General features: G+C 65.4%; 17 protein-coding genes and 1 tRNA gene. 4 read left to right on the forward strand and 14 right to left on the reverse strand.

Annotated elements, in window-relative coordinates:
* Window positions 1-6: 6 nt before the first annotated feature.
* The 3 genes from J2728_RS03430 to J2728_RS03440 all read left to right on the forward strand — a co-directional run bounded on the left by J2728_RS03430 (window position 7) and on the right by J2728_RS03440 (window position 6,601).
* Window positions 7-4,497 carry a hypothetical protein gene (locus J2728_RS03430; RefSeq protein ID WP_309996376.1) on the forward strand — a complete coding sequence of 1,497 codons (4,491 nt, stop codon included), beginning with the start codon at window positions 7-9 and terminating at the stop codon, window positions 4,495-4,497.
* A gap of 145 nt (window positions 4,498-4,642) precedes the next feature.
* Window positions 4,643-5,365 (forward strand): hypothetical protein, encoded by a 723-nt coding sequence (locus J2728_RS03435; protein WP_309996379.1) that lies wholly within the window; start codon window positions 4,643-4,645, stop codon window positions 5,363-5,365.
* Between the two features lie 192 nt (window positions 5,366-5,557).
* On the forward strand, window positions 5,558-6,601 hold the full coding sequence (locus J2728_RS03440; protein ID WP_309996382.1) for a tyrosine-type recombinase/integrase: 1,044 nt from the start codon (window positions 5,558-5,560) through the stop codon (window positions 6,599-6,601).
* A 65-nt stretch (window positions 6,602-6,666) separates the two neighbouring features.
* Here the strand turns inward: J2728_RS03440 and J2728_RS03445 are convergent.
* The 5 genes from J2728_RS03445 to J2728_RS03465 form a co-directional block, all read right to left on the reverse strand.
* Window positions 6,667-6,743: transfer RNA gene (locus J2728_RS03445), tRNA-Arg, on the reverse strand.
* Between the two features lie 77 nt (window positions 6,744-6,820).
* On the reverse strand, window positions 6,821-7,996 hold the full coding sequence (locus J2728_RS03450) for a glycosyltransferase family 61 protein (protein WP_309996385.1): 1,176 nt from the start codon (window positions 7,994-7,996) through the stop codon (window positions 6,821-6,823).
* A gap of 58 nt (window positions 7,997-8,054) precedes the next feature.
* Entirely contained in the window at window positions 8,055-10,502 is a 2,448-nt protein-coding gene (locus J2728_RS03455; RefSeq protein WP_309996388.1) for a glycoside hydrolase family 99-like domain-containing protein, read from the reverse strand.
* Window positions 10,499-11,251 (reverse strand): ABC transporter ATP-binding protein, encoded by a 753-nt coding sequence (locus tag J2728_RS03460; protein ID WP_309996391.1) that lies wholly within the window; start codon window positions 11,249-11,251, stop codon window positions 10,499-10,501. The genes J2728_RS03455 and J2728_RS03460 overlap by 4 nt, the downstream gene beginning before the upstream one ends.
* A gap of 9 nt (window positions 11,252-11,260) precedes the next feature.
* Entirely contained in the window at window positions 11,261-12,052 is a 792-nt protein-coding gene (locus tag J2728_RS03465) for an ABC transporter permease (protein WP_309996393.1), read from the reverse strand.
* A gap of 231 nt (window positions 12,053-12,283) precedes the next feature.
* On the opposite strand from J2728_RS03465, the gene J2728_RS03470 reads away from it, so the two are divergent.
* A complete protein-coding gene (locus tag J2728_RS03470; protein ID WP_309996397.1) occupies window positions 12,284-14,038 on the forward strand; it encodes a hypothetical protein in 1,755 nt (584 codons plus the stop codon).
* A gap of 104 nt (window positions 14,039-14,142) precedes the next feature.
* On the opposite strand, the gene J2728_RS03475 is transcribed toward J2728_RS03470, so the two are convergent.
* From J2728_RS03475 to J2728_RS03515, 9 genes are read right to left on the reverse strand one after another with little or no spacing between them, the layout of a single operon-like run.
* Entirely contained in the window at window positions 14,143-15,255 is a 1,113-nt protein-coding gene (locus tag J2728_RS03475; protein WP_309996398.1) for a protein-glutamate methylesterase/protein-glutamine glutaminase, read from the reverse strand.
* A 2-nt stretch (window positions 15,256-15,257) separates the two neighbouring features.
* Window positions 15,258-16,118: a CheR family methyltransferase gene (locus J2728_RS03480; protein ID WP_309996400.1), complete on the reverse strand. Its 861-nt coding sequence runs from the start codon at window positions 16,116-16,118 to the stop codon at window positions 15,258-15,260.
* 37 nt (window positions 16,119-16,155) lie between these two features.
* Window positions 16,156-16,632, reverse strand: a complete 477-nt coding sequence (locus tag J2728_RS03485) for a chemotaxis protein CheW (protein WP_309996403.1) — start codon at window positions 16,630-16,632, stop codon at window positions 16,156-16,158.
* Window positions 16,629-18,434 carry a methyl-accepting chemotaxis protein gene (locus tag J2728_RS03490; RefSeq protein WP_309996405.1) on the reverse strand — a complete coding sequence of 602 codons (1,806 nt, stop codon included), beginning with the start codon at window positions 18,432-18,434 and terminating at the stop codon, window positions 16,629-16,631. Before J2728_RS03490 ends, J2728_RS03485 begins: the two co-directional genes overlap by 4 nt.
* 38 nt (window positions 18,435-18,472) lie before the next feature.
* Window positions 18,473-20,152, reverse strand: coding sequence for a methyl-accepting chemotaxis protein (locus J2728_RS03495; protein WP_309996408.1), 1,680 nt, complete (start codon window positions 20,150-20,152; stop codon window positions 18,473-18,475).
* A 17-nt stretch (window positions 20,153-20,169) separates the two neighbouring features.
* Complete coding sequence (locus J2728_RS03500) at window positions 20,170-20,658, reverse strand: chemotaxis protein CheW (RefSeq protein WP_309996411.1); 489 nt, start codon at window positions 20,656-20,658, stop codon at window positions 20,170-20,172.
* Window positions 20,659-20,670: 12 nt separating this feature from the next.
* On the reverse strand, window positions 20,671-22,647 hold the full coding sequence (locus J2728_RS03505; RefSeq protein WP_309996415.1) for a chemotaxis protein CheA: 1,977 nt from the start codon (window positions 22,645-22,647) through the stop codon (window positions 20,671-20,673).
* The gene (locus J2728_RS03510) at window positions 22,644-23,009 is read right to left on the reverse strand and encodes a response regulator (RefSeq protein ID WP_309996418.1); all 366 of its coding nucleotides are present in this window, start codon (window positions 23,007-23,009) and stop codon (window positions 22,644-22,646) included. Before J2728_RS03510 ends, J2728_RS03505 begins: the two co-directional genes overlap by 4 nt.
* On the reverse strand, window positions 23,006-23,317 hold the full coding sequence (locus J2728_RS03515; protein ID WP_309996421.1) for an STAS domain-containing protein: 312 nt from the start codon (window positions 23,315-23,317) through the stop codon (window positions 23,006-23,008). Before J2728_RS03515 ends, J2728_RS03510 begins: the two co-directional genes overlap by 4 nt.
* Window positions 23,318-23,812 lie beyond the last annotated feature (495 nt).

The following is a 23,812-nucleotide window of genomic DNA, read 5'->3' on the forward strand; positions in this document are numbered from 1 at the left end:
GCTGCGTTGCTGGCCATGCTTCGGGAGTGGGACCCACCTGCCGGAGAAAATGGTTTCGAGGGCTTGGTCGCTCAAGCCTTGGCGACATTTACGGGCCTAACCTTCCGACTCGCGAAGTCGGGCTCGCAGTTTGGTCGCGATGGCGGCACTCCCAATGCCCCCTTCGCGATTGCCATGGAGGCCAAGCGGTACAAGGACTCTGTTCCACTGCAGGAGTTAGCTGGAAAGGCGACGCTTGCGGCTTTCGAGTTGACCAAGGGCGTCGATCTATGGGCGCTCGCAGCGACCGTGGAAGTCGGCGAACCAACGGAACGCAAGCTGGAAGATATTCTGGAGCGCGGCGGCATCGCTCTATTGACGCTTGACTGGCCGAATACAGGCCTGCCGCCGCTGGCAGTTCTTCTCGCGGCCGTCCGCGCTGAAATTCTCCCGTGGGTCGAGGCTCGCCGGCCGCCTGAGGAAGTAGCCGCCTTTCGCGCCGGCCTCGACGACATCGCTGCGGATCCGGCCTTTGAGGCCCAGCTTGCCCAGCTCCACAGCAAGCTCTCGCCCGCCTCTCTTGGCCTCGACGCATTTCGTGCGGCAAATGCGAATTGGTGCGAGGAGAAGCTTGCCAGCCGCCAACGCGCACAGCGCCAGTTCTCTCAGTTTCTGGCCCCGCTGGAATCGCCTTCTCTGACGATCGATCGTCCGCTTATACGCGCCGCGATCGCGCAAGCCGTCGAGACCGCCAAGGCGGATAGCGAAGGTGATGCGCTGGTCGCCGTTTTGGGAGGCGAGGGATCGGGTAAGACCTGGGCGGTCGCCAACTGGTGGGTCAACGCGACCTTCAGGCCCATCCTCTTGTTGTCGGTCGGACGCGCTGCCAACAATCTTTCCGAAACCGCCACCGCGCTAGACATGCTGAGCCACCTCGCGGCCGACCAAGAGCCGGGCGGCGAAAGCGAACTCACGTTCGCGAAATGGCGACGACGGATCGAGCGGTGGTCGAGAGGAGCGTCCTCACGCGACCGTTTCGTAGTGCTTCTTGATGGCCTGAACGAAACAAGCGGCAAGCCTTGGGCGGAGGTACTGCGCATTCTTCTGCCCGCCGTGCGCGAACTTGGTGGTGTGGTCGTCGCAACCAGTCGCCGGGTCTATTGGGATCGCGAAGTCGCCAGCCGTCTATCCTTCGAGACCGTCCTGCCTGTGCACGTCGGCGACTATAGCAACGACGAGTTCGCGGACATTATGGGTAAGAACAACGTCGCCCTCGAGGAGCTGACGCCACGAGTAAACGCGTTCATGCGCAATCCGCGGATCTGCTCTCTGGCGATTGCGGTGCTTCCAGCCCTCGCACACATTGATGACCTCACCATCGACCGGCTCCTGCTGGAATATTGGCGCTCGCGGCTCCGCGAGCGCGGCGATCTTGTCGGTCACAGCGACCTCGACTTCCGGGATCTCCTGGTTCGCCACGCCCGCGAATATCGGGAACGGCCCGACATGGATTTCAACCGTGATGAGTGGCGAACCCGCTCGGGAGCCGCCCAACGCAACGATGGCCGAAACATCGCCAACGACCTCACCGACATCGAGGAGGGGCGCTTCTTCGATTCCGACAGCGGGAGCTATCGGTTCCGACGGGAGACGCTTCACTTCGCGTTGGGTCTTCTCGTTGCGGACGAGATGCGCAGCGCCCTTCGCTCGCGACCAGAGCAGCTCGAAGAGGCGATGGCTTCGATCCTTGATCCAATCAGGGGATTCGACATCGTCTCCGACATCATGACTGCGGCGATCGCGACTGCCACCCTGGATCAGAACTGTCCTGATAAGGGTATCACCGCGCTCGTACTTGGCTGGCTGTCGCTGCAAAATCTATCTGACGAGGCCTTTGATGGGCTCCTGCCCTATATCACCGCCCGGCCCGATCCCTTCCTTGACGCATTCGAAGCCCGCAATGCCGAACGTGACGACGGCCGCTATTTGCAGATGCTCTTTGAGGCCTCGGACCGCGAGGGGGTCGGGCGCGCGCTGAAGGCGCGGATCAATCGCTGGCTAGGAAGCTGGACACGGTTGCTTTCAAATTGGGGCGATTCCGCAGATCAGAACCGCCGACAGCAAGAGCTAGAGGCTCGCATCGAGCGAAATCTAGCAGCGTTGACGGACGAAGAACGTGGCTTCTTCAAGGAGCACTGCGTCCAGCTTCCAAATGCACCGGCGCTGGTCTCGGCCGTAGCGAACTACCTTACCGGCCTTCCCCAGGCAGAGTTTGCGCCGGGCCTAATAGCGTTCGCACTGACCCTCAAGGTGGTCGGAGCTTCGAGAGCCTACGAAGATCTGGCTTGGGCCATTCGGCTCAACAGGATGGACCATGTTGAACTTTCAGCAGCCGTCCGCCGAGAGGCAGTGCGGTTCTCAAACACTGAGGCATCGCCACTGGCGAAGGACGCGGCGGCGGCCGTTCTCCGGATGCTTGGCACATTGGATGCCGACCGGGACGCGCAGCAACTAAACCCGGCGCAGTTCAGCAGGACCTTTGACAAAGAAGAAAACACGCCTGACCCGCTCGATCCAATGTCCGACGGGCGATCGGACGCCGATCAGGTCACCGCGCAGCTTGCAAACACCGCTCCGACGGCTTTCTGGAACCACATGAGCACGACAGCTGAGGATCATGACCTCGACCGCAATCGTGACTATCTGATCCGCTTTGATCCTGATGGCGTTCTGGACGTCTTCGATGGAATCGCCCGCACAGTAAGCGACCGCACCGGCCTGCCGCTCCGCCAACTCGGCTGGCATTTACCCTGGCTTTCGCCAATTCTCAGTGAAGAAAGCTTGGCGGCGATCCGCACACGGATTGCTGACCTCGGGATGGACCCCAGCCTTGCACCCGAAGGAGACGTCCAGTTCATCACCGGTATGCTCGTAGAGGCTGCCCTTCCGTCACTTGACGCAGCGGAACAGATTGACCTGATGCTGTCTCTGCCACCTGATGCGAACTTTTATGTACGCTACATAGACCTTCTGAAGCCACTTCCCGCCGAAGTAGCTGTTGCCCGGCTCCAATCTCTGCATTCTGGCGAGCCGCGACTAGTTGAGCGAATGCTTCTGGCCATGGCGTCAGCACCTGGGCCGCTGTCACAAGCGCTCAGGAAGCAAGTGATCGATTGCCTTGGCCAGGAGAGCACAGCCATCAACTCAGCAGCCGCGGCCTTTGTTCGCGCGCACGACGACGCTGAACTTGACGCTGCGGTGCTCAAAAGGTGCCCGCCCGAAGACACGGACCTTGAAGGGCGCGCGGCCAGCCTCCGTAGCGCGTTTGCCGAAGCTATTGCCAGGCGCCAGCGGGTGGATCTGGTGGAGGAGATTCCGGACGAGCACCTTGACTGGGTCGCCGCGAGACTGCCGGCTGCTCGCGAGCCGTTGGCCGACATGATCGAGGCCATTATCGATCGGCTCGCGAGGCCGATCGCGGTTGAAGCTCCAAGCGAGGCGATCATCACGCTCGAGGTAGAGAACGATCCAGCGACCTCCCGCTACAATCTGGTCGATCGCGGAGAGAAGTTCGATAATCCCATGGAGGGCCTCGCAGCCGAGTTGGCCGACACGACCGGCCAGCGCTTCACCAGGCGTCGGCAATTACTCACCGAGCAGCTCAACCGCTTTCTAACCGGGCTCGCGAGTGAGGGAGCTCTCGTGGCCGCAAAGCGCCCCTACACCATGGCCCTTGCCGACCTAGCGAGCGAACAGCGCGATCGCTATGCCGCATGGCTGCGATCCATTCTGGCCGTCCGCGATGAAGGGCCGCTGCGCCACCTTCAGAACCTCGGCTTCGTCTTGGCTCAGAACTACGCTCGGATCGACGCGGACCTTGCTGGGAAAACCTTCATGCACCTGTGGTCCGTCGAGCCGCATGTAACGGTGCTTGTCGGCAACGCAAAGCATCCCATCCGTGACCTAGCCCTCTTCTCGATGGTGCCTTCACCCGAGATTGAACTTCTCCGAGAGCAGGCATTCGAGGCTGCGGCCAGCGACAAAGAGATCGAGGGGCTGGTGATGGCCGCCGAGGGCGCTTACGCCCGTCCCTGGCTCGACAATTTCGTCGCCACGCGGCTGGCATCCGTCTTTCCTGCAGATCAGGCGCTGGCGCTGACAGTGGCTTCGTATCGGCCGAAGAACGCCCAATCCGATGCGGTCCTTAGCCAGGATTGGGGCGGAAGCTTTCTCGGCGGGGCGGCGCGATCCGGAAACATCCGATATCGTCAGGCGGAGCGCGCGGAGCACTGGTTCGAACGGGCTGCGGAAGCAAATGATAAGCGCGATCGCTGGCGCTACCTGCAACTCGCCATCGCCTGCTCCGACCGGCGGCAGGTTCTCTCGTCGCACTTGTTTGAGCCGAAGTTCGTCAAGATTGGTGGCGATTTCCAGGAGCAGCTTATCAAGGCCGCTGATCGAGCGTCCAAGGAGGGAACGAAGACACTTCTAGGCTCCCGAAAGCCGACCCGTCACTGAGACGTAAGCCTACGACCTGCGGCTTCGGCGTCCGCTACTGGACCGGCAGCGCGGGAGCGAGGCCAGCCAAAAGAATTACACGTGCCCAATAAAGATGTTGGGCAATAGCCCATTTTTATGCGATACTTTATGCATGGAGGCTCACATGCATGGTTTGCAGATCAAGTCGGAAGAGCTAATCGACGCGATTTCCGCAGCGACCCGGGTCGGCTCTACCCATTTAACTGAATGCGCTCGACGGTTGCGCGAGGCGGAGCGCGGTGACTTACCGCCGCTATACATCCGCGAAAGACGGGGTGATGGAAGCCCCCTACAGGGAACTCGCCAAGCGGCGAACCTCCTCTTTGCTTCACTTCAAACCGCGTCTTCCCGAGGCATGGCAGACGCAATTGAGCGAGCGGAACACACCCGGATTACTGGCGACTACAGCGAGGTGCTGAAGATCGCAGACGCCAACGCAGCACCATGGATTCGCACAGACTTACCAATCGAACATGTTCTGATGGGGCACGAAAGTACACTAGCCCGTCTAATGGACAGCCATATCTCGTTCATTCGCGCACTCGAGTTCGCGATCATTGCGGCATGTGCTGCCCCCGATGCGTTCGCCGCTACATGGTCGCCCATGCGGATAGTGTACGACGGCGACCGCAACGAAGGGCGAATTGAGGCCGACTTTGCCGGTCGCGATCCAAGCAGCGCCGCGATTGTGTTTCGATATGCTGATCCAGAAATTCCGCACCAGTCGCAAGGCGTGCATCGCGAAAGCTGGCTCCGGGGCGAGGTCGTAGCAGATGTGGGGAGAGCGTTCCGCACCGCCAATGCGAAGCTAGCTAGAAGGGGAGCACGCGTTGGGTACGGAGCATAACGCAAGCCTGCCTGCCTCATCTCGCACAAGAACAGTTAGTCAACGGGACATCACGCGTGCGGTGAAGGGCGCGCAGGCTGCCGGCATGCAGGTCACTGAAGTCATCTGTCTGCCAAACGGTGAAATCCGCCTGAGGAACAAAGCTGCCGACGGCTTGGTCGGTCGCGCCAACGATTTTGATGGGGAGTTCGGATGACCAAGCGCCGTCCCCCTCACGTCAGCAAGTACCTAGACCGGCACGGGAAGACTCGCTGGCGTTTCCGCCGTTCTGGGTCGCCGGAGTGTCAAACAACCCTGCCCTTTGACAGCGCCGAATGGTGGGAATGGTACTTCGCTGCTGTGCAGGGCCAGAAGCACGAGATCGGTTCCGGACGTACCAATCCCGGCACCTTCAGCGCGTTGATCGTGGCCTATTATCAATCGTCTGCTTGGAAGCTCCTAAAGGCTCCAACGCAGAAGGCCTATCGCGGCGAGATCGAACGTTTTCGCGCAAAGCATGGCGACAAGCGCGTCGGTGATTTGAAGGCTTCGCACATCGCTAAGATGATGGACCTGAAAGCCGAACATCCGGCGGCAGCGAACAATCTGCTCCGCATCCTGCGGGTGCTTCTTTCGTTTGCAAAGACGCGGGGCTGGCGAACCGACAATCCCGCGCTGGAGGTGCGAAAGCTCGCCTACCGCACTGACGGCTTCCATAGCTGGACAGACGCCGAAATTGCCACGTTCGAGGCGAGGTGGCGTCTAGGTACGAAAGAGCGCCTGGCGTTCGATCTGTTGCTCTTTACGGGGCAACGCAGCTCAGACGTTAGGATAATGACCGCGAACCAGGTTCGCGAAGGCATGATCTCGCTGCGCCAGGAGAAGACAGGGGAAGCCCTGGACATTCCCATCCACGCGGCGCTGGCGGCATCTCTTGCGGCCCACCGTAGCGAACAGCTTGTTCTCGTTGCCACGGCTTACGGGCAACCCTTTACCGCAAAGGGGTTCGGCAACTGGTTTTCTGCTGCGGCTAGGCGGGCGGGGTTGCCAGCTGGCTGTAGCGCGCACGGGCTGCGCAAAGCGGCTGCTCGGCGCCTGGCTGAGGCTGGCTGCACAGCGCACCAGATCGCCGCGATTACTGGCCACCGCTCTCTCAAGGAAATCGAACGGTACACCCGCGCCGTCGATCAAAAACACAACGCCCGCGCCGCGATGGCGAAGGTGCAAGGGGCAGATCAAGAACGAAAGCTTGTCTAACCACCCTGAAAAGTTAGACAAAACAGGAGCTAAGCAATTGAACAATATCGAGAAATTCTCGGCGCTGGCGGCCCGGGAGGGACTCGAACCCCCGACCTTCGCTTTAGGAAAGCGCTGCTCTATCCTGCTGAGCTACCGGGCCGCGGCGCGCGCGGGTCAGGGTGCATAGCGCAAGTTGGCGGGCGTGCGAACCCCCAGGACGGCGCGAGGAGAAGGCCTTCATAGACGAAGCGCCGTGGGCAAGATCGGCCCTTCATCATTCGTGGGCGTCGCCGCCCGCGCCTCGGCGCGCTCCACCGCGATGCTCAGCTTGCGGCGGAAGGCCTCGGGATCAATGCTGAAAGGCTGCTTCCGCGGTTCAATCGAATGAAGCCGCGCCTGGCCGTCCCTCGGCAGGATGTAGCCGATATCGTGACGGCGGAAATTGGCGATCCGCGACTGCACGTCCGCCACCCAATTCAACGACACCACCTGGCAGCCAGCCGGCGAGAGCAAGGCGTTGTGGAGGCCCGAGCCGAACTCACCCGCCACCACGCGGGCCCGCGAGAAGATCCGCGCCTGCCGCTCCCAGGACAGGGTTTCCGGCCGCAACAAGGTCAGGCCCAGGTCCTTGGCGATCGCCTCGATCTCGGCCTCGTTCTCCATCTCGCGGAAGGACCAGGGCGTGCGCACCCCGGCGCGGCTGACGAACACCTTCTCGAAGCCGCCGCTCATCGGCTGCTTCCGAGCCTCCTGTTCGAGTTCCGAGCGCAGGACGTCATGAAAATAATAGTCCTTGTGCAGCATGTGCGGCAGCAGGACCGTGCCGACCTCGACGGCCTGACGGCGGGTATTGTAGGTGATGATCTCAAGGCCCGGGATCATCGAGCGGGCGATCTTGGCCATGTAGGCGGGAGCCGAGGCCGGCAGTAGCAGCGGAGCGACAATGCCCGCACTGATCAGCATACGGATCAAGAAGAGCTTCGGGTACATCTCGGTCAGCCAATGACCCCAGACGTAGTTGAAGTGCGTGATCACGAAGGCCCTGGGAAGCATGAGCCGGATCGGCGCGCGGAAGTTCCAGGCCTCGGGCGTGAGGTCGTGATCGTACCAATGCTTGATGTAGAAGGGGTAGGCCTGTTCCGCGTAGACGGGCCTATCGTCCAGCTTGAGATGCGCGCCCATGCCGCCGACGATGGCGCGGTGAACGACCAGCAGGTCGATATCCGGCGTGATCGCCGGGCCGAGGTCATGCGGCGCGTTCAGGAGATCGCCTTCGCAGGGCCACGACATCGGTCGCGCCGGGATGGCGCCGCTCGACGGCATGAGCTTGACCCGCGCCGCGCGATGCGCGCCGCCCATCGCCTCGGCCAGCGGGACTCGTTCGGCTTGGGAGAGATCGATCGAAGCGGCCATCACGCGCCCACTAGGGCATATCGACGGATGGCTAGGGACGGGTCGACGACGGCGCCCCTCACAAATCGAAGCTCGCGCGATACCCCGCTCGGGCGACGACGGCGGCGGTGAGCCGCTCGATCGCGTGCGCCGGGGTCCCATCGACGCGGCCAAGCTCGACCCCGAAATCGATGTCGTCGACGCTCATCGCCAGGAGCGGCGCGAACGCCTCGATCCGCCCCCAGAACATCGATCCAGCCGCGAACGGCGTCGCCGGACCGATCGACAGCTTCATCGTTCGGGCCAGGCGCTTCACGTGGGTCTCGTTGTTGGCCATCACGCCGGGCTCGCCCAAGGTCATGCGGGCGGTGGCGGCGGCGAGCAGGCCCAGGCGCCCGTCCTCGTCGAAAGCCTCCAGCGCGCGGCGGGTCGCCGCCGGGCCGACGAGGCCGCCGACCAGCGTGTCCCGCCAAGCGTCGCCATCGGCGCGGTGCGGCGAGCGTTTGGTGTGCAGCTTGCAGAACACCTCGAAGCCGTGCTCGCGCGCGGCGTCCAGCGCCATGAGGAAGGGTCCCAGATCGCGCCCGCGGTTGGGCGCGACGATGATCAGGGCTTCGGGGAAGGCGGCGCGAGCGGCCGCTAACTGAGCCTCAGACCACGTCTCGGGCGCCGTCAGGATGACGTCGGCCTGGTCCTGGATTCGCGCCAGTCTTTCGGCGAACCACGCCGTCAGCTCGGGATAGTAGAGATGCAGCAGGACGGCCGCGCGCGAGCGGCGTCGAAACGCCTGGGCCGCCTCCGCCACGATCGGGTGATCGGCCGCGACGCGGCGGGCATAGGGCGCCATGGCCGCGCGGGTCGCGTGCAAATAGGCGTGGCCGAACCAGCGGTCGGGCTCTAGATAGGCGCCCTCGCCCCACTCGTTCCAGGCGTTGACGAAGACCAGCGCCTCGCCGGGCGGCCGCGTCCGTTGGGCGTGAGCCAAGGCTCCCGAGAGCCAGTCTTGGTAGAGGGCGGGCTCGGCGCCGTGGAAGGTCTTGCCGCCGCCAGGCTTCCGCGCCTGATTGTCCCAGCCTGGCATGACCCCGGGCACGAAGCCGGCATCCGCGATCGCCAGAGCCCGAAGCTTGGCCTGAACGACGCCGCCATAGTCATAGACCTGGCCGTGGAAGTCGTGGTGGAGCGGCCGCACCTTGCTGGTGATCTCGGCGACCTCGACGCCATGCGGCGGAAAGTCGATGACGCCGTCGAAGCCGCAACCAGCATAGTCGGAGAAGCCAAACGCGGTCGTGGCGTGGAGGATGATCTCGCCCAGGCCGAGTTCCCGCGCCAAGTCGCGCCAGAGCCGCGCCGTGGCTTTCGGGTCCGGCAGCAGATCGGGACGATAGACGACGAGGACAGGACGGCCGCCGACCCGCAGATAGCGTGGATCGGCCATGTAGCGAGCCATGTCGCGGAACACCGCCGCGTCATCCTCCGGAGAGTGGTTCTGGCCGATCAGCACATCGTCTTCGTCGCCGTCCCAGCGCCGGGTCCAGTTCTCGTTGGCCCAGCAAAGGGCGAACGGGAGGTCCAGGCTGGGATCGGCCAGATAGGCCTCGATCGGCGCCTCCAGCAGGCGCTTTCCGTCGAACCAGTAGTAGTGGAAGCAGAAGGCGGACACCCCAGCGTTCCTGGCCAGCGAAACTTGCCGCGCCATGACGTCGCGAACCCGCAGGTCGTAATAGCCCAGATCGGCGGGAAGACGCGGCTGATAGTGGCCCAGGAACTGGGGCTGGGCCTTGGAGACGTTGGTCCATTCGGTGAAGCCCTTGCCCCACCAGGCGTCGTTCTCCGGGATCGGATGGAACTGGGGCAGGTAGAACGCCACCACCTTGGGCGCGTCCGCCGCGAGGTCGATGGGCTCGACGATCGGGCCCGCGAAATGATCGCTCCGGGTGTTCCGCGCCACGTCCAGGGCATGGTCGTAGGTGCGTTGCCACGCGCCGCCGCCCCCGGAAAGCGAACGGCGAACCGAACGGCGCGCGGCGCGGGCGGCGCGCCACGTCGCCGCGACGGGACGGCGGAGCGGGCCGAGCACGCCCTTGACGCCCTCCGCGATCGCCCCCAAGGCGCCGCGCGGGTCGGGTTCCAGCTTGCCGCCGCCAGTGATGTCGAAATGCTCCACGGCGACGCTGCGGATATCCCCGCTCAGGACCAGTCGCGCGCCGCGTAGACGGCGGCCCCGAGCCGGCAACACCGCGAACAGACCACCGCCCCGCGGCTTCAGACGACCACGCGACTCTTCCGAATAGCCCGCGCCCCAATCGGCTTCGACCACGACGCCCGCGAGATCGCCGGCGATGACCTCCAGGCGAAGCTCCACGCGCAGCGTTCGGATTTCGGCCAGGCTTCGCAGCCGCGCCTTGTCGGGCGTCCATTCGAGGACGACGCCGCCTCCCTCTCCGATCAGAACGGCGCGCCCACTCGCCGGCGTCCGCCAGGCGCCGCCCTGGATCGGGCGCAGGTCCGGGCCGCCCTCGCTCATGCGGCCTGGGCTTCCCGGTAGGCGAGCCAGTCCTGGGTCGATCCCAGGAAAGCGATACGGCCGCTCTTCAGCTCGCAGACCCGGTTGCAGACGCGCCGGACCAGCTCCAGATCGTGAGTGGCCAAGACCACGATCTTGGCTTCCTCGACCATCCGCTGCATGCGCAGGCTGGCCTTCTTGACGAAGTCGGCGTCACCGGCGCTGAGCCATTCGTCCAGCACCAGGATGTCGGCCTCGAATTCGGTGGCGACCGAGAACATCAGGCGCGCCTGCATCCCCGCCGAATAGGTGCGCACCGGCAGGTGCAGGAAATCGCCCAGGCCCGAGAACTCGGCGATGGCGTCCACGCGCGTGTCGATCACCTTGCGCGGCAACCGCCGCATCAGGCCCAGCTTGTGGATGTTGCGAAGGCCGGTGGCTTCCAAGTCGATTCCGGCGTTGATGGCGATCATCGAGGTGATGTCGCCGTCGATATGCAGGTCGCCCCGCGTCGGGTGGTAGATGCCGGCGATCACCTTCAGCAGGGTCGTCTTGCCCGAACCGTTGTGACCGACCAGGGCGATGCGGTCGCCTTCGTTGATCTCGAGGTTGATGTCCGCCAGCGCCTTGACCGCGGCCACGTCGCCGGCGGCCTTGTACATCTTGCCGCCCACGGCGAGGTTGAACACGGCGCTGCGCAGCGACTGCGAGCGCAGGCTGTAGACGAAGTAGTCGAGATCGACGTCGGTCAGCTTGATCTGGTGGGTCATCGCCGTCTCCTACAGCCAGAAGACCACGCGCTTGCGGAACATCGCCAGCAACGCGAAAGCGATGAGGGCCAGGACACCGATCGTCCCCAGAACCCAGATCCATTCGCTGGGGTTGGGGGCATGCCCCAGCAGCGGCGCCCGCAGCAGTTCGACCTGGTGGGTCAACGGATTCAGCTCCACGATCGGCCGCCACTTGGCACTGATGTTGTCGGCCGCCCAAAACACGGGCGTGACGTAGAAAAGCAGCTGCACCACATAGCTCATCATATAGGCCACGTCGCGGAAGCGGGTGGATGGAATGGCGATGATGAAGCCTTGAAAGAACACGATCAGCAGAACCAGCGCCACGGCCGGAATGAGGGTCCAGTGCGGAACCTCGAACTTTCCTAGCACCAGCATAACCACCCAGAAGGCGATCAGCTGGGTCAGGAAGTTGGTCATCGCCTTCAGGGCGTGCAGGAAAACGTAGAAGGTCAGCGGCAGCCTTTGGCTCTGCATCAGGCCCGCGTTGTAGAGGAAGATCGCCTGGGCTTCGGCGATCGTGGTGCCCACCAACGACCAGGCCAGCAGGCCGGCCAGGACCAGCGGGAAGCTCTTGGACATGTCCACGCCCATCAGGGCGCTGACCACGAACGTCAGGGCGAACGCGATGACCAGCAGGTTGCAGGCCATCCAGAACGGCCCGAGCACCGACCGCTGGAAGCGGGAAACCGTCTGATCCAGGCCGAGCCGCCACCACAGAGGTGCCAGACGAACGCCGTCGGCAACGTCCTTGAGGGCCGCCATCACTGCGCTAGACATCCGGATCCTTCCTCGGGGCCCTTGGGCGGGCCGGAATTCAACATCATCGCGACGAAATCAGGGCGGACGGGGCCACGGTCGTCGGCTTCCGGCGCTTGCTTACAGAGCGCCGCGCCACCCGACAATGGTTCGGCGCGTCATCAACCATCGGTCTTCGAGAAGCCCGCGCCGCCTTTACGGCAAATTCGCACATTCGCGCCATGCTGGCGCATAACCCTCCGCGGCGGTTTCATGTCCTCTTCTTCCCTGGCCCTAAAAGCCTCTTCCGCGCCATCCCCCGCCGACCGGGCTGGCGCCTGCCTCGAGGCGGCGCGTAGCGCGATCGAGGGACGTTTTCTCGAGGTGAGCGACGTGCTGTCGCGCGCCGTCGATGGAATGAACGCGCTGATCGCCGCGCTCGACCGCATGAAGGAAAGCCTGGACGGCGACAGCGTCGCCACGGCCGCGCGGGAGCTGGCGCAAGCCTCGGACACCCTGCGACAACTTCCCCAAAGCATCGAGGGGCGCTTCGAGACGCTGAGCGGCCTCGTCAAGGTCGGCGCGGACCTGACCAAGTGCATCGAAGATATGTACAAGCACCTGGCCTACCTCCGGGTGTTCGGCGTCAACATCAAGATCACGTCGGGCGGCATCGCCGCCGCGGGCCCCGAGTTCGCGATCTTCGCCCAGGAAATCTGCGACTGCATCGAGCTGGGTCGTAGCCAGCTGGACACCTTCCGCGCCGATCTCGGCGCGCTGGACGGCGACCTTCGCCAAGCGCTGAGCCAGGAAGCCGATCTCGCGCGGCGCTGCGACGAGCTGCTGCCCGCCGTTCCGGACTCCCTGGTCAGCCAAGTGTCGGCGATCACCGCCCACCAGGCGCGGATCGGCCAAATCAGCCAGCAAGTTTCCAACCTGGCGCGCGAGGTGCGCAAGAAGGTCGGCTCGGCTCTCGCGGCGCTGCAGATCGGCGACATCACCCGGCAGCGTATCGAGCACGTTCAGTTCGGCCTTTCCCTGCTGGAGGCCCCAGAGGTCCGCGCCCTGCCCTACGAGCCGCGCGAGCGACTTGAGACCTTCATGCGCCAGCTGTTGATCGCGCAGCTAGAGGCCACGACGCGGGATTTCCGGCGGGATGTCTCCCGCATAGGCCTCAACGTCGGCGCGATGGCCGCCGACGCCAGCGAGATCCTGCGTCTGCGCGACCACGCCGAGGGCCAAGGCGGCGAGGGCAATTTCCTGCGCGGCCTTGAGGCCAACGTGGGCAAGGCCTTCGCCCTGGTGGACGACATCGAGGCCGGCGAACGCTCGGCCGAGACGGTCAGCCGCTCGGCCGCCCGCTCGGCCCGCGACCTCGCCGCCCAGGTCGCCGCGATCCAGAACATGCGCGCCGACGTGCAGATGATGGCGATGAACACGACGCTGAAGTGTTCGCGCATCGGCGAGACGGGGAAGCCGCTGGGCGTCATCGCCATCGAGCTGCGTCAGCACGCCACTCATCTCGAGACTTCCGCGGGCCATACGATGGCGGCGTTGGAGTCGCTTTTTGGATCGGCGGCGGACGACGCGACGGACGAGGGCGAGGCGCTGGCGGAGCGTCAGGCGAGCGCGGCCTCGGCGGCCGCGGAGGCGCTCCGCGACGCCGTGGATCGGATCCGCAAGACCGGGGACGAGGTCGAAGGCGATCTCTCCAGCGCCGCCCGCCAGGGCGGCGAGGTGGTGGACATGCTCAGGCAGGCCGCGGCGCGTTTCGATTTCGACCGCCAGGTCGGCGGCCATATCGAAGAGGCCTTGGATCTGCTGAAGCGCGACGCGAGCGGTGAAGGCTCCATCGACGATCTCACCGGGACCCTCGCGCCGCTGATGGCCAAGCTGTCGCGCATCTACACCATGGCCCAGGAGCGGGAGGTCCACGCGCCGTTCGCGGATCGGGTCGGAGAGATCCCGGAACTGAACCCGCACGCCCAACCACCCGCCGCGCAGAGCGACGACGACGTGCTTTTCTAGAACGCGATAGGTCTGGGCGTGAGCGCCCAGACCTATCGAACGCGCTTCAAGTCCGTGACCTAGAGCCTGTCCATTGGGGGAGGCTCCCTCCGAACCAAACCACTCTAGCGCTTGGCCGCCTTCAGGATTTCGGCGGCGATCTGGTGCAGGGGAGCAATGCGATCGACGCAGCCCAGCGCGATCGCCTCCTTGGGCATGCCGAACACGATCGAGGTGGCTTCGTCCTGGGCGATCGTGACGGCGCCGGCCTGCTTCATCTCGTCGAGACCCCGCGCCCCGTCGTCGCCCATGCCGGTCATGATCACGCCGACCGCGTTCGAGCCGGCCGAGCGGGCGGCGGAGCGGAAGAGCACGTCCACCGAGGGACGATGCCGCGTGACGAGGGGACCGTCCTTGACCGAGACGAAGTAACGCGCGCCGCTGCGCTCCAGCAGCGTGTGTTTGTTGCCAGGCGCGATCAGAACCCGGCCGCGCAGCACCGTGTCGCCATCCTCGGCCTCCTTGACCGAAACGGCGCAGATGCTGTCCAGCCGTTGGGCGAACGAGGCGGTGAAGCGTTCGGGCATGTGCTGGACGATGACGATGCCAGGCGAATCCGGCGGCAGGGTTTCCAGCACCGCTCGCAGCGCTTCGGTGCCCCCGGTGGAGGCGCCCATGCAGATGATCGTCTCGGTCGTCCGGGCCATCGCCTTGCTTCCCGGCGAGGCCTTGGGCGGCGGCGGCAGCATGGCGTCGGCGGTCAGCTTGCGCTCGGGCTCGTAAAGCGGCCGGGTTATCGCCATCGGCGGCCGTCGCGCGCCGGACACCCTGGCGCTCGCCGCGGCCTTGACGGCGTCGCAGATGCGGATGCGCGACTCCAACAGGTGCTCGGCGACGCCGACCTTGGGCTTCAGCACGATGTCGACGGCGCCAGCCTCGAGCGCCTGCATCAACGTCTCGCCGCCCTCCTCCACCAGCGACGAACACATCACCACCGGGACGGGGTGCTGGGACATCAGCTTGCGCAGGAAGGTGATGCCGTCCATGCGCGGCATCTCGACGTCCAGGGTGATGACGTCCGGAATCTCATCGCGGATGCGGCGGGCGGCCACGAAGGGATCGGAGGCGACGCCGATCACCTCGATGTCGGGATCGGATCCGAGCACGCTCGTCAGCGTCTGCCGCACGGTGGCGGAGTCATCAACGATCAGGACACGGACTTTTCGACCAGCGGACACGGCTAGGGCTTCTGGAATACGGTGTTGGCCACCTGACGGATCGGCAGGTCGAGCCCGACGATTGACTCAGAATGGCCTAGAAACAGATATCCGCCAGGGACCAGATGGTCGCAGAGCCGCGACAGCACCTTGGCCTGCGTCGGCTTGTCGAAATAGATCAGGATGTTGCGGCAGAAGATGATGTCGATGTCGCGATCGACGGGGTAGGCGTCGTCCATCAGGTTCAGCCTGCCGAAGGCGACCTTCGAGCGCAGCTGGGGCCGGATACGAACCTCCCCCACCGAAGGTTCCTTGGACTGCATGAGATACTGCCTGCGGCGGGCCATGGAGACCGGCTCGATCATCGCCTCCGGATACCGGCCGGCCACGCCCCTCTCGAGGACATCCGTGCAGATGTCGGTCGCCAGGATGCTGTAGTCGAGGCCCGATCGCTCGGCCACGAAGTCCTCCAGGACCATGGCCAACGTATAGGCCTCGGCGCCGATCGACGCGGCCGCGCTCCAGATCCGGATCGGCTTGCGACGTCCTTGGGCCAGGGCCGGCAGGCCCGTCTCCTCCAGGAAGTCGAAGTGCGAGGGCTCGCGGAAGAACTCGGTCTTGTTGGTCGTGACGACGTCGATCAGGTGGACCGTTTCGGCCTCCAGTCCTCCGTCCTCGAACAGGAACCGGCAATAGTCGTTCAGATTGGCGTGGCCGAAGACCCGCATCCGACGGCGCAGGCGCCCCTCGAGCATCGTGCGCTTGTTGGGCGGCATCTTGATGCCGCTATAGGCATGGATGAAGGCGGACAGCCGCGCGAAGTTCTTGGCGGACAGCTGGTCCGAATGCGGATCGACGGGCGGCGCGAGAAAGGCTTGCGTCACGTATTTTACCTTCGTCAGGCGCCGAAGCGCCGGCGTATCAGGCGGCCTGGGCGATGAGGGCGGCGTCCTGATTTGTCAGCAGCCGGGGCAGGTCGAAGATCACGACGAAGCCCTGGTCGCGCCGGACCACCCCCTTGATGTAGTCCGAGCGCCACGGCACGCCGATATCGGGCGCGGCCTCGACCTCGCCCGGCTCGAACGTCGCCACCTCGATGACGCGGTCGGCGACCAGGCCCAGGGACAGGATGCGATCGTCCACCGGCACGTCCAGCACCAGGATGCGCGTCGCCAGGTTCGGCTCGACGCGGGGCAGGCCCAGCTTGGCGCGCAGGTCCAGGGTCGGCGTGCCCCGGCCCCGCACGTCGGTCAGCCCCAGCAGATAGGAGGGGCCTTCCGGCAGGGCGGAAGGGGCGCTGTAGTCCAGGATCTCGCGCACGAAGGCCACCGGCACGGCGAACACCTCGGCGCCGAGGCCGAGCGTCACGCACTGACGCTCGAGAAAGGCTTCGCTCACGCGACATACTCCTTGAACTCGCCGTCCTGGTCATCGGGACCGCCGCTGGTCAGGTCCAGCGCGAAGCCAGCCGCGCGGGCCTGCTGGGCCGCCACCGGAGCACGAGCCGGAGCCTTGGCCTTGGCGGGCGCCTTGGCGACCGGCGCCGGGCGCTTGGCCGGCGTACGGACCGGCGCGCGTCGAGCCTCGCCGCTGCCTTCGGTGCGGAAGTACGAGATCGAGGCCTGCAGCTCCTCGGCTTGAGCGGCGAGTTCCTCGGACGTCGCCGACATCTCTTCGGAGGCCGACGCGTTCTGCTGAGTGACCTTGTCCAGTTGCTGGATGGCGTCATTGATCTGGCTGGCGCCGATGTCCTGCTCGCGGCAGGCGGCGCTGATCTCCGAAACCAGGTCGGCGGTCTTGCGGATGTTCGGCACCAGGGTGGTCAGCATCTCGCCGGCCGTCTGGGCCGCCTTGACGGTGTCGGTGGACACCGCGCTGATCTCGGCGGCGGCGGTCTGGCTGCGCTCGGCCAGCTTGCGCACTTCCGAGGCGACCACCGCGAAGCCGCGACCGTGCTCGCCCGCGCGGGCGGCCTCGACGGCGGCGTTCAACGCCAGGAGGTCGGTCTGACGAGCGATTTCCTGAACGATGGTGATCTTCTCGGCGATCGTCTGCATGGCGTCGACGGCCTTGCTGACCGCCTGGCCCGAAACCTCCGCGTCCTGGGCCGACTGGCGGGCGATCTTCTCGGTCTGGCTGGCGTTGTCGGCGTTCTGCTTGATGTTGGCCGTCATCTCCTCCATCGAGGCCGAGACCTGCTCGGCGGCGGCGGCCTGCTCGGTCGCGCCCTGGCTCATCTGCTCGGAGGTGGCCGACAGTTCCTGGCTGCCCGACGAGACGTTGTCCGAAGCCGAGATGGCGTCGGCCACGATGCCGCGCAGGCGATCGACCATCCGCTCGAGCGCGATGCCCAGGGTGTCCTTGTCCGACAGCGGCCGCGGCCGCACGGTAAGATCGCCGTCGGCGATCCGATCCGCCAGCCCCGCGGTGTCGCGCAGATTGGCGGTCATCTGGTTCACCGTCGTGACCAGATCCTTGATCTCGTCGTCGGTATTGACGGAGACTTCGTTGTTGAGATCACCGATCGCGACCGCTTCGATCGCTTGAGAGACCTTCCTCAGGCCGGTGGTGACCGTGCGGGAAATCCACAGAGCCGCCGCGGCGCCGACGATCAGCGCCAGCGTGACGACTCCGATGAACATCAGCCGCGCGTCGGCGAAGACCTTGTCGCCGTCGGCGCTGGCGGCCTTGCCGCCCGCGACGTTCAAATCGACCAGCCGCAAGGCGTCGTTCGACATGTCGTCGTAGAGCGCCTTGTTCTCCTTCAGCGCGGCGGCGGCTTCCTGGTTCTTGTTCTGACGAGACAGCGCGATCGCCTTGTCGGCTTCCCGCAAGTACGATTCATACTTCCGGCCGAACGCATTGTAGATGTCCCGCTCCCCGGTGGAGGAGATCATGGGCTCGTACGTCTTCCGCATCTGAGCGATCGCGTCGATGGTATCCCGCATATCCTTCTCCACGATCGCCATCTCGGCTGGATCGGTGGAGGCGACATGGGCGTAGTGCTCCGCGCGAAGATCGGATGTGGCCGTGTTGATGCGATGCACCGCGTCGATGCTCGGCATCCAGTTATCGGCGATGATGGTCGACTGGTCGTTCACCGTCGACATCTTCACCACGCCAACAACGCCGAGGATCGCGGCCAGAGACAGAACGGCGGCGAACGCCCCGGCTAGCTTCAATTTGATGGTTGGACGCATCTTGAGCCCCCTTCGGGCGAATGTTCAGCAGGGTTGGTTCAGGCGTATTCACGGAAATCGGCGTCGTCCGCGTCGGGGCCACCGCTGGTCAGGTCCAGGGCGAAGCCGGCCGCGCGGGCCTGCTGGGCGGCCACCGGGCTCCGGACGGGCGCCTTGGCGACCGGCTTGGCGGCGGACGTCGGACGCCGGGCGGCTGGACGAGCCGCCGGACGGCGACCGTGGCCGCCGCTGTCGGTGCGGAAGTACGAGATCGAGGTCTGAAGCTCCTCGGCCTGGGCCGCCAGCTCCTCGGACGTCGCCGACATCTCTTCCGAGGCGGCGGCGTTCTGCTGGGTGACCTTGTCCAGTTGCTGGATGGCCTCGTTGATTTGGCTGGAGCCGATGTCCTGCTCGCGGCAGGCGGCGCTGATCTCCGAGACCAGCTCGGCGGTCTTGCGGATGTTCGGCACCAGGGTGGTCAGCATCTCGCCGGCCGTCTGGGCCGCCTTGACGGTGTCGGTGGACACCGCGCTGATCTCGGCGGCGGCGGTCTGGCTACGTTCGGCCAGCTTGCGCACTTCCGAGGCGACCACCGCGAAGCCGCGACCGTGCTCGCCCGCGCGGGCGGCCTCGACGGCGGCGTTCAACGCCAGGAGGTCGGTCTGACGAGCGATTTCCTGAACGATGGTGATCTTCTCGGCGATCGTCCGCATGGCGTCGACGGCCTTGTTGACCGCCTGGCCCGAAACCTCCGCGTCCTGGGCCGACTGGCGGGCGATCTTCTCGGTCTGGTTGGCGTTGTCGGCGTTCTGCTTGATGTTGGACGCCATCTCTTCCATCGAGGCCGAGACCTGCTCGGCGGCGGCGGCCTGTTCGGTGACGCCCTGGCTCATCTGCTCGGCGGTCGCCGACAGCTCCTGGCTGCCCGACGAGACGTTCTCCGAGGCCGAGATGGCGTCGGCCACGATGCCGCGCAGGCGGTCGATCATGACATTGACGTTGCCCAAAAGGTCGCCGATCTCGTCGCGCGTGGTGATTTCGACCGTCTTGGTCAGATCGCCGTCGGCGACGGTGCGGACGGCCTCGGTGGCGCGGGCCAGGCCTTTGCTGACCACGGCGCCGATGTAGACAGCCGCGCCAATGGCCGCCAGCAGCGACACGATCGAGACGCCGATCAGAACGTTGCGGGTCGCCGCGAAGTCCTCGTCGGACTTGGCGGACGCGGTTTCGAGCTGAGCCTTGGACAGTTCGACCAGCTCGTCCGAGCGCGCGCTGGCCTCGGTCACGACCTTGCGCCCTTCGCCCATCGACAGCGCCGCGGCGCCCGTGGCGTCACCCGCCAGGCTCAGTTGCAGGACCTTGGCATGCACGTCGGTCAATTGCTCGAAGGCCGAGCCGAGCGCTTCCCACTTCGGCCTACCCTCCGCCGTCGCCATGCCTTCGGTCTTGGTCAGCAGGGCGTCAAACGCCTGGCGCTCCTTTTCGAACGACGCCTCGAGCTTTCGCACCTCGTCGGGCGAGCCAACGAGGATCATGTTCTTCTCGGCTCGCACCATGTTCAGCAGATGGATTTCAAGCTGCTGGGCGGCTTCCAGCCGGCTGGCCGGACCCTTGATCATGGCGTCCATCTCGCGGTTGGCCTTCGACAGGCCGTTCAAACCGAAGAGATTGCCGACCAGCAGCAGGACGATGATGAACCCGAAGGCCAGGGCGAGTTGCAGTTTGATGGTCAGACGCATGGGAAAACTCCGGCCGCTCAGCGGGTTTGAGTCGGATGAAGGGACGTGACCGAAGCCATCTGGCCCCGAGCGGAGAAAATCTGGTCAAGGTCGGGGATCACGATCAGATCCCCGTCGCGCCGGGCCAGCCGGCGGATGAAATCGGTGCGCCAGCGAAGGCCGATCCGAGGAACATCCTCGGTGGTTTCGTGGGTGATCGTCGTGACCTCGTGCACCTTGTCGGCGCGGAGGCCGATCAGGGCGGGCTCGCCGTCCAGGGGATGCTCGATCACCACGATCCGCGTGTCGATCGTGGGCGCGGCGCGCTCCATTTCGAACGCGAAACGCAGGTCGACCAGAGGAATGATCCGGCCACGGAAGTTTATGACCGCGCCGACGAACGGCGGCGCGCCGGGGACCTCGGTCTCGGGCAGCAGGTCCAGGACCTCGCGGACCAGGCCGGCTTCCAGGGCGAAGGTCTCGCCTTGCAGATCAAAGGTCAGGGCCTCGATGGCATGTTGGGTCATGTCGCGCTCCGCCTAGCCCGCCACGCGCATCTGGGCGTCGTGGCGCTGGCCCAGATTGACCAAGGGGGGGATGTCGAGGATCAGGGCCACGCCGCCATCGCCCAGGATCGTCGCGCCCGAAAAGGCGCCGACATCGGCATGGAAGCTGGACAGCGGCTTGATGACCGTCTGGTGGTCGCCCAGGATCTGATCGACGACCAGGCCGACGCGGTCCTGGCCGGTCGAGACCACGACGATCTTCTGGTGCGGATCGGGCGCGCTGCCCGTGTTGAACTGTTCGCGCAGGCGGATGAACGGCACGAGCTCGTCGCGCAGCGTGATCAGGCTGCGGCCGGTCGAGCGCAGGTCTTGGGCCGGGGACAGCTCGACGCATTCCTCGACATTGGCCAGCGGAATGACGAAGCGGCTGGCGCCGACGCGGACCAAGAGCCCGTCGATGATCGCCAGGGTCAGCGGAATTCGCAGCGAGACCACCGAGCCTTCGCCAGGGTTGCTGGCGATGTCCAGCGAACCGCGCAGGCCCTCGATGGTTTTCTTGACGACGTCCATGCCCACGCCGCGCCCGGACAGGTTGGTGATCGTCGCCGCCGTCGAGAAGCCCGGCGCGAAGATCAGGTTCAGCAGTTCGTTGTCGGTCAGGGCCTGGCCCGGGGCGATCAGGCCGTTTTCCTCGGCCTTGGCGCGCACCCGATCCCGGTCCACGCCACGGCCGTCGTCGGTGATGGTGATCAGCACCTCCGCGCCGGACTGGACGGCGGAGAGCCGGATCAGGCCCGCCTCGGACTTGCCGGCGGCGAGACGTTGCTCGGGCGTTTCCAGGCCGTGGTCGGCGGCGTTGCGAACCAGGTGGACCAGAGGGTCGGCCAGGCGCTCGATCACGGTCTTGTCGAGCTCGGTCGTCTCGCCTTCGATCTGCAGTTCGATCTTCTTGCCGGTGTCGTGCTGCAGGTCGTGGATCAGGCGACGGAAGCGTCCGAACAGCTGAATCACCGGCACCATGCGAACGACCATCATGGTGTCGCGCATCTCGGCGGCCAGACGCTCGATCTCCTCGGCGACGGCGCGCAGGGCGGTGTCGAGGCTTGAGGAGGCCAGCTGCTTGAGGCGGGATTGGGCGATGACCAATTCGCCAACGCGATCCATCATCTCATCCAGCCGCTCGGCCGGAACGCGGACGGTCTCGCCGCCAGCCTTGGCGGCGCGGGCGTCCTGCGGGGCCGAGGCCTCGGCGGACTTTTCGGTCGGCGCGGCCTGGGAAGGTTCGGCCGTGTCGGCCGAGGCGGTCTCCGCTTCCCGAGAGGCCGTGAGCTCCTCGACCTCGAGCGTCATCTCGTCGATGACGAAGATGAAGACGTCGTCGATGGCGTCGCGGCCATGCGGGGTGGTCAGCAGGACATCCCAGGCCAGATGGCACTCCGTGGGGACCAGGTCCTCCAGCATCGGCAAGCCGTCGGTGATCACCCGGACCTGACACTCGCCAAGCTCGCGCAGCTCGTCGAGCAGCGGCAGGGGGCGAGCGCCGTTGACCAGGGCGTCGGCGGGCAGGCTGAAGCGAATCTTCCAGACGCGGGCTGCGGGCCCGGCGGGCTCCGCGATCGCGGCGGCGACCGGCGCGTCGGCGCCGTCCACGGCGGCGTGCAGGTCGGCCAGCAGCGCCTCGCCGGCGCCGGGCTCGACGGGCCGGCCCTCCGCCAGGGCGCGCATGTGGTCCTGGGCGGCCAGCACGCAGGCGACCAGACGCGGCGTGGCCGGGACCTCGCCCTTGCGCACGCGGTCGAAGGCGGTCTCGCAGTGATGGGTGAAGGCGGCCAGGGCGTCGAAGCCGAACATCGCCCCCGACCCCTTCAGGGTGTGCAGTCCACGGAAGACCGCGTCGATCAGGTCTCGATCCCCGGGACGATGCGCCAGGTCGAGCAGGCCCTGCTCGACCTGCTCCAGAAGCTCCTGGGCCTCCTGACGGAACGTCTCGATGGGATCGAGGCCGCTCATTTGGCGAGGACCTTCTTGACGACCCGGACCAGCTGGTCGGGCTCGAACGGCTTGGTTAGCCAACCGGTGGCGCCCGCGGCCTTGGCCTGCGCCTTCACGTCGGCGTCGGACTCGGTGGTCAGGAAGATGATCGGCACGCCGGCGCCCGCGGGCTTGGCGCGCAGTTCACGGATCATGGTCAAACCATCCATGACCGGCATGTTGAGATCGGTGACGATCAGGTCGAAGCCGCCGGCCGAGGCCTTGTCCAGGCCCTCGGCGCCGTTGGCCGCCTCGGTGACGGCGTAGCCCTCGCTGCTCAGGGCGATCTTGATCGCCGCGCGGATGCTCGCCGAGTCATCGACGGTAAGGATGGCGCTCATGACTGTGTCTTTCCCCCAGACCAAAAATTCAGGCGTTCGGAGTCGTCCGGCTCCAAGAATCCGCCGCGTTGCAGAACCTGGAGCAACGCGCCCTCGGCGGGCTTCTCCAGGCGGATCCGCTGTCCCCTGGCGGCCGCCGTGCGGCGCGCCGCCTCCAGAAGTTGAGCGAAGGTCAGGTCGGCGTCGGCCACGTCATCGAGGTTAAGGACGACCGCGCCCTCGCGCTCCATGGCCTCGGCGAGAGCCGCATGGGCGTCGACAATATTCGAGATCGTCAAATTTCCTGAAAATTTGACTGAATATTCCAATGAGTCCGACACCAGCTTCCCACTCAAATGAAATATACCCCGGCCTCATTCGGCGGAGATTTCACGGGTGAGATCGTGATCTATTCAATCTTAAATCGAAGTAAATTTGCGATCAGCAGCATGAGTGGCGTCACGCCGCATGCGGCAAGATGTCACATCATCTAAATACCGCCGTTACACAAGGCAAAGAAAGCTCTGCAATATAGGGGGCGTAGCTTGGTTCGTTGGCCACGCTCGCCACCGCCCGTCGTCCTCCGCCGAACACCCGCCAAGAGCCGACAATCCATCGTTGTACGGAAACGGAAGGCGGCGATGCTCCCCAAAACGGGTAAACCATAATCTCGCTCAAAGCCCCCTGTAGGGGTCAACGCGGGGACCGCGCCGACCACCGAGGAGAGCCGCGGAAGCCTTGTTTCCCGCTGGGCCTGAAGGTCGCGCCCGGCGCCGATCCCGCGGCAAGCCGCGAAAAGCGCTCGCGCGCGAGGCAGGACGCGC

This window comes from Caulobacter segnis (assembly GCF_031454995.1).
In the GTDB taxonomy this organism is placed as follows: Bacteria; Pseudomonadota; Alphaproteobacteria; order Caulobacterales; family Caulobacteraceae; genus Caulobacter; species Caulobacter segnis_E.

What these genes read in the sequence shown, in the direction of transcription:
- J2728_RS03465 (WP_309996393.1), bottom strand. Translation starts at nt 12,052, where the DNA reads ATGTCTAGCGCAGTGATGGCGGCCCTCAAGGACGTTGCCGACGGCGTT.
- J2728_RS03460 (WP_309996391.1), bottom strand. Translation starts at nt 11,251, where the DNA reads ATGACCCACCAGATCAAGCTGACCGACGTCGATCTCGACTACTTCGTC.
- J2728_RS03490 (WP_309996405.1), bottom strand. Translation starts at nt 18,434, where the DNA reads ATGCGTCCAACCATCAAATTGAAGCTAGCCGGGGCGTTCGCCGCCGTT.
- J2728_RS03500 (WP_309996411.1), bottom strand. Translation starts at nt 20,658, where the DNA reads ATGACCCAACATGCCATCGAGGCCCTGACCTTTGATCTGCAAGGCGAG.
- J2728_RS03440 (WP_309996382.1), top strand. Translation starts at nt 5,558, where the DNA reads ATGACCAAGCGCCGTCCCCCTCACGTCAGCAAGTACCTAGACCGGCAC.
- J2728_RS03435 (WP_309996379.1), top strand. Translation starts at nt 4,643, where the DNA reads ATGCATGGTTTGCAGATCAAGTCGGAAGAGCTAATCGACGCGATTTCC.
- J2728_RS03455 (WP_309996388.1), bottom strand. Translation starts at nt 10,502, where the DNA reads ATGAGCGAGGGCGGCCCGGACCTGCGCCCGATCCAGGGCGGCGCCTGG.
- J2728_RS03450 (WP_309996385.1), bottom strand. Translation starts at nt 7,996, where the DNA reads ATGGCCGCTTCGATCGATCTCTCCCAAGCCGAACGAGTCCCGCTGGCC.
- J2728_RS03470 (WP_309996397.1), top strand. Translation starts at nt 12,284, where the DNA reads ATGTCCTCTTCTTCCCTGGCCCTAAAAGCCTCTTCCGCGCCATCCCCC.
- J2728_RS03510 (WP_309996418.1), bottom strand. Translation starts at nt 23,009, where the DNA reads ATGAGCGCCATCCTTACCGTCGATGACTCGGCGAGCATCCGCGCGGCG.
- J2728_RS03505 (WP_309996415.1), bottom strand. Translation starts at nt 22,647, where the DNA reads ATGAGCGGCCTCGATCCCATCGAGACGTTCCGTCAGGAGGCCCAGGAG.
- J2728_RS03495 (WP_309996408.1), bottom strand. Translation starts at nt 20,152, where the DNA reads ATGCGTCTGACCATCAAACTGCAACTCGCCCTGGCCTTCGGGTTCATC.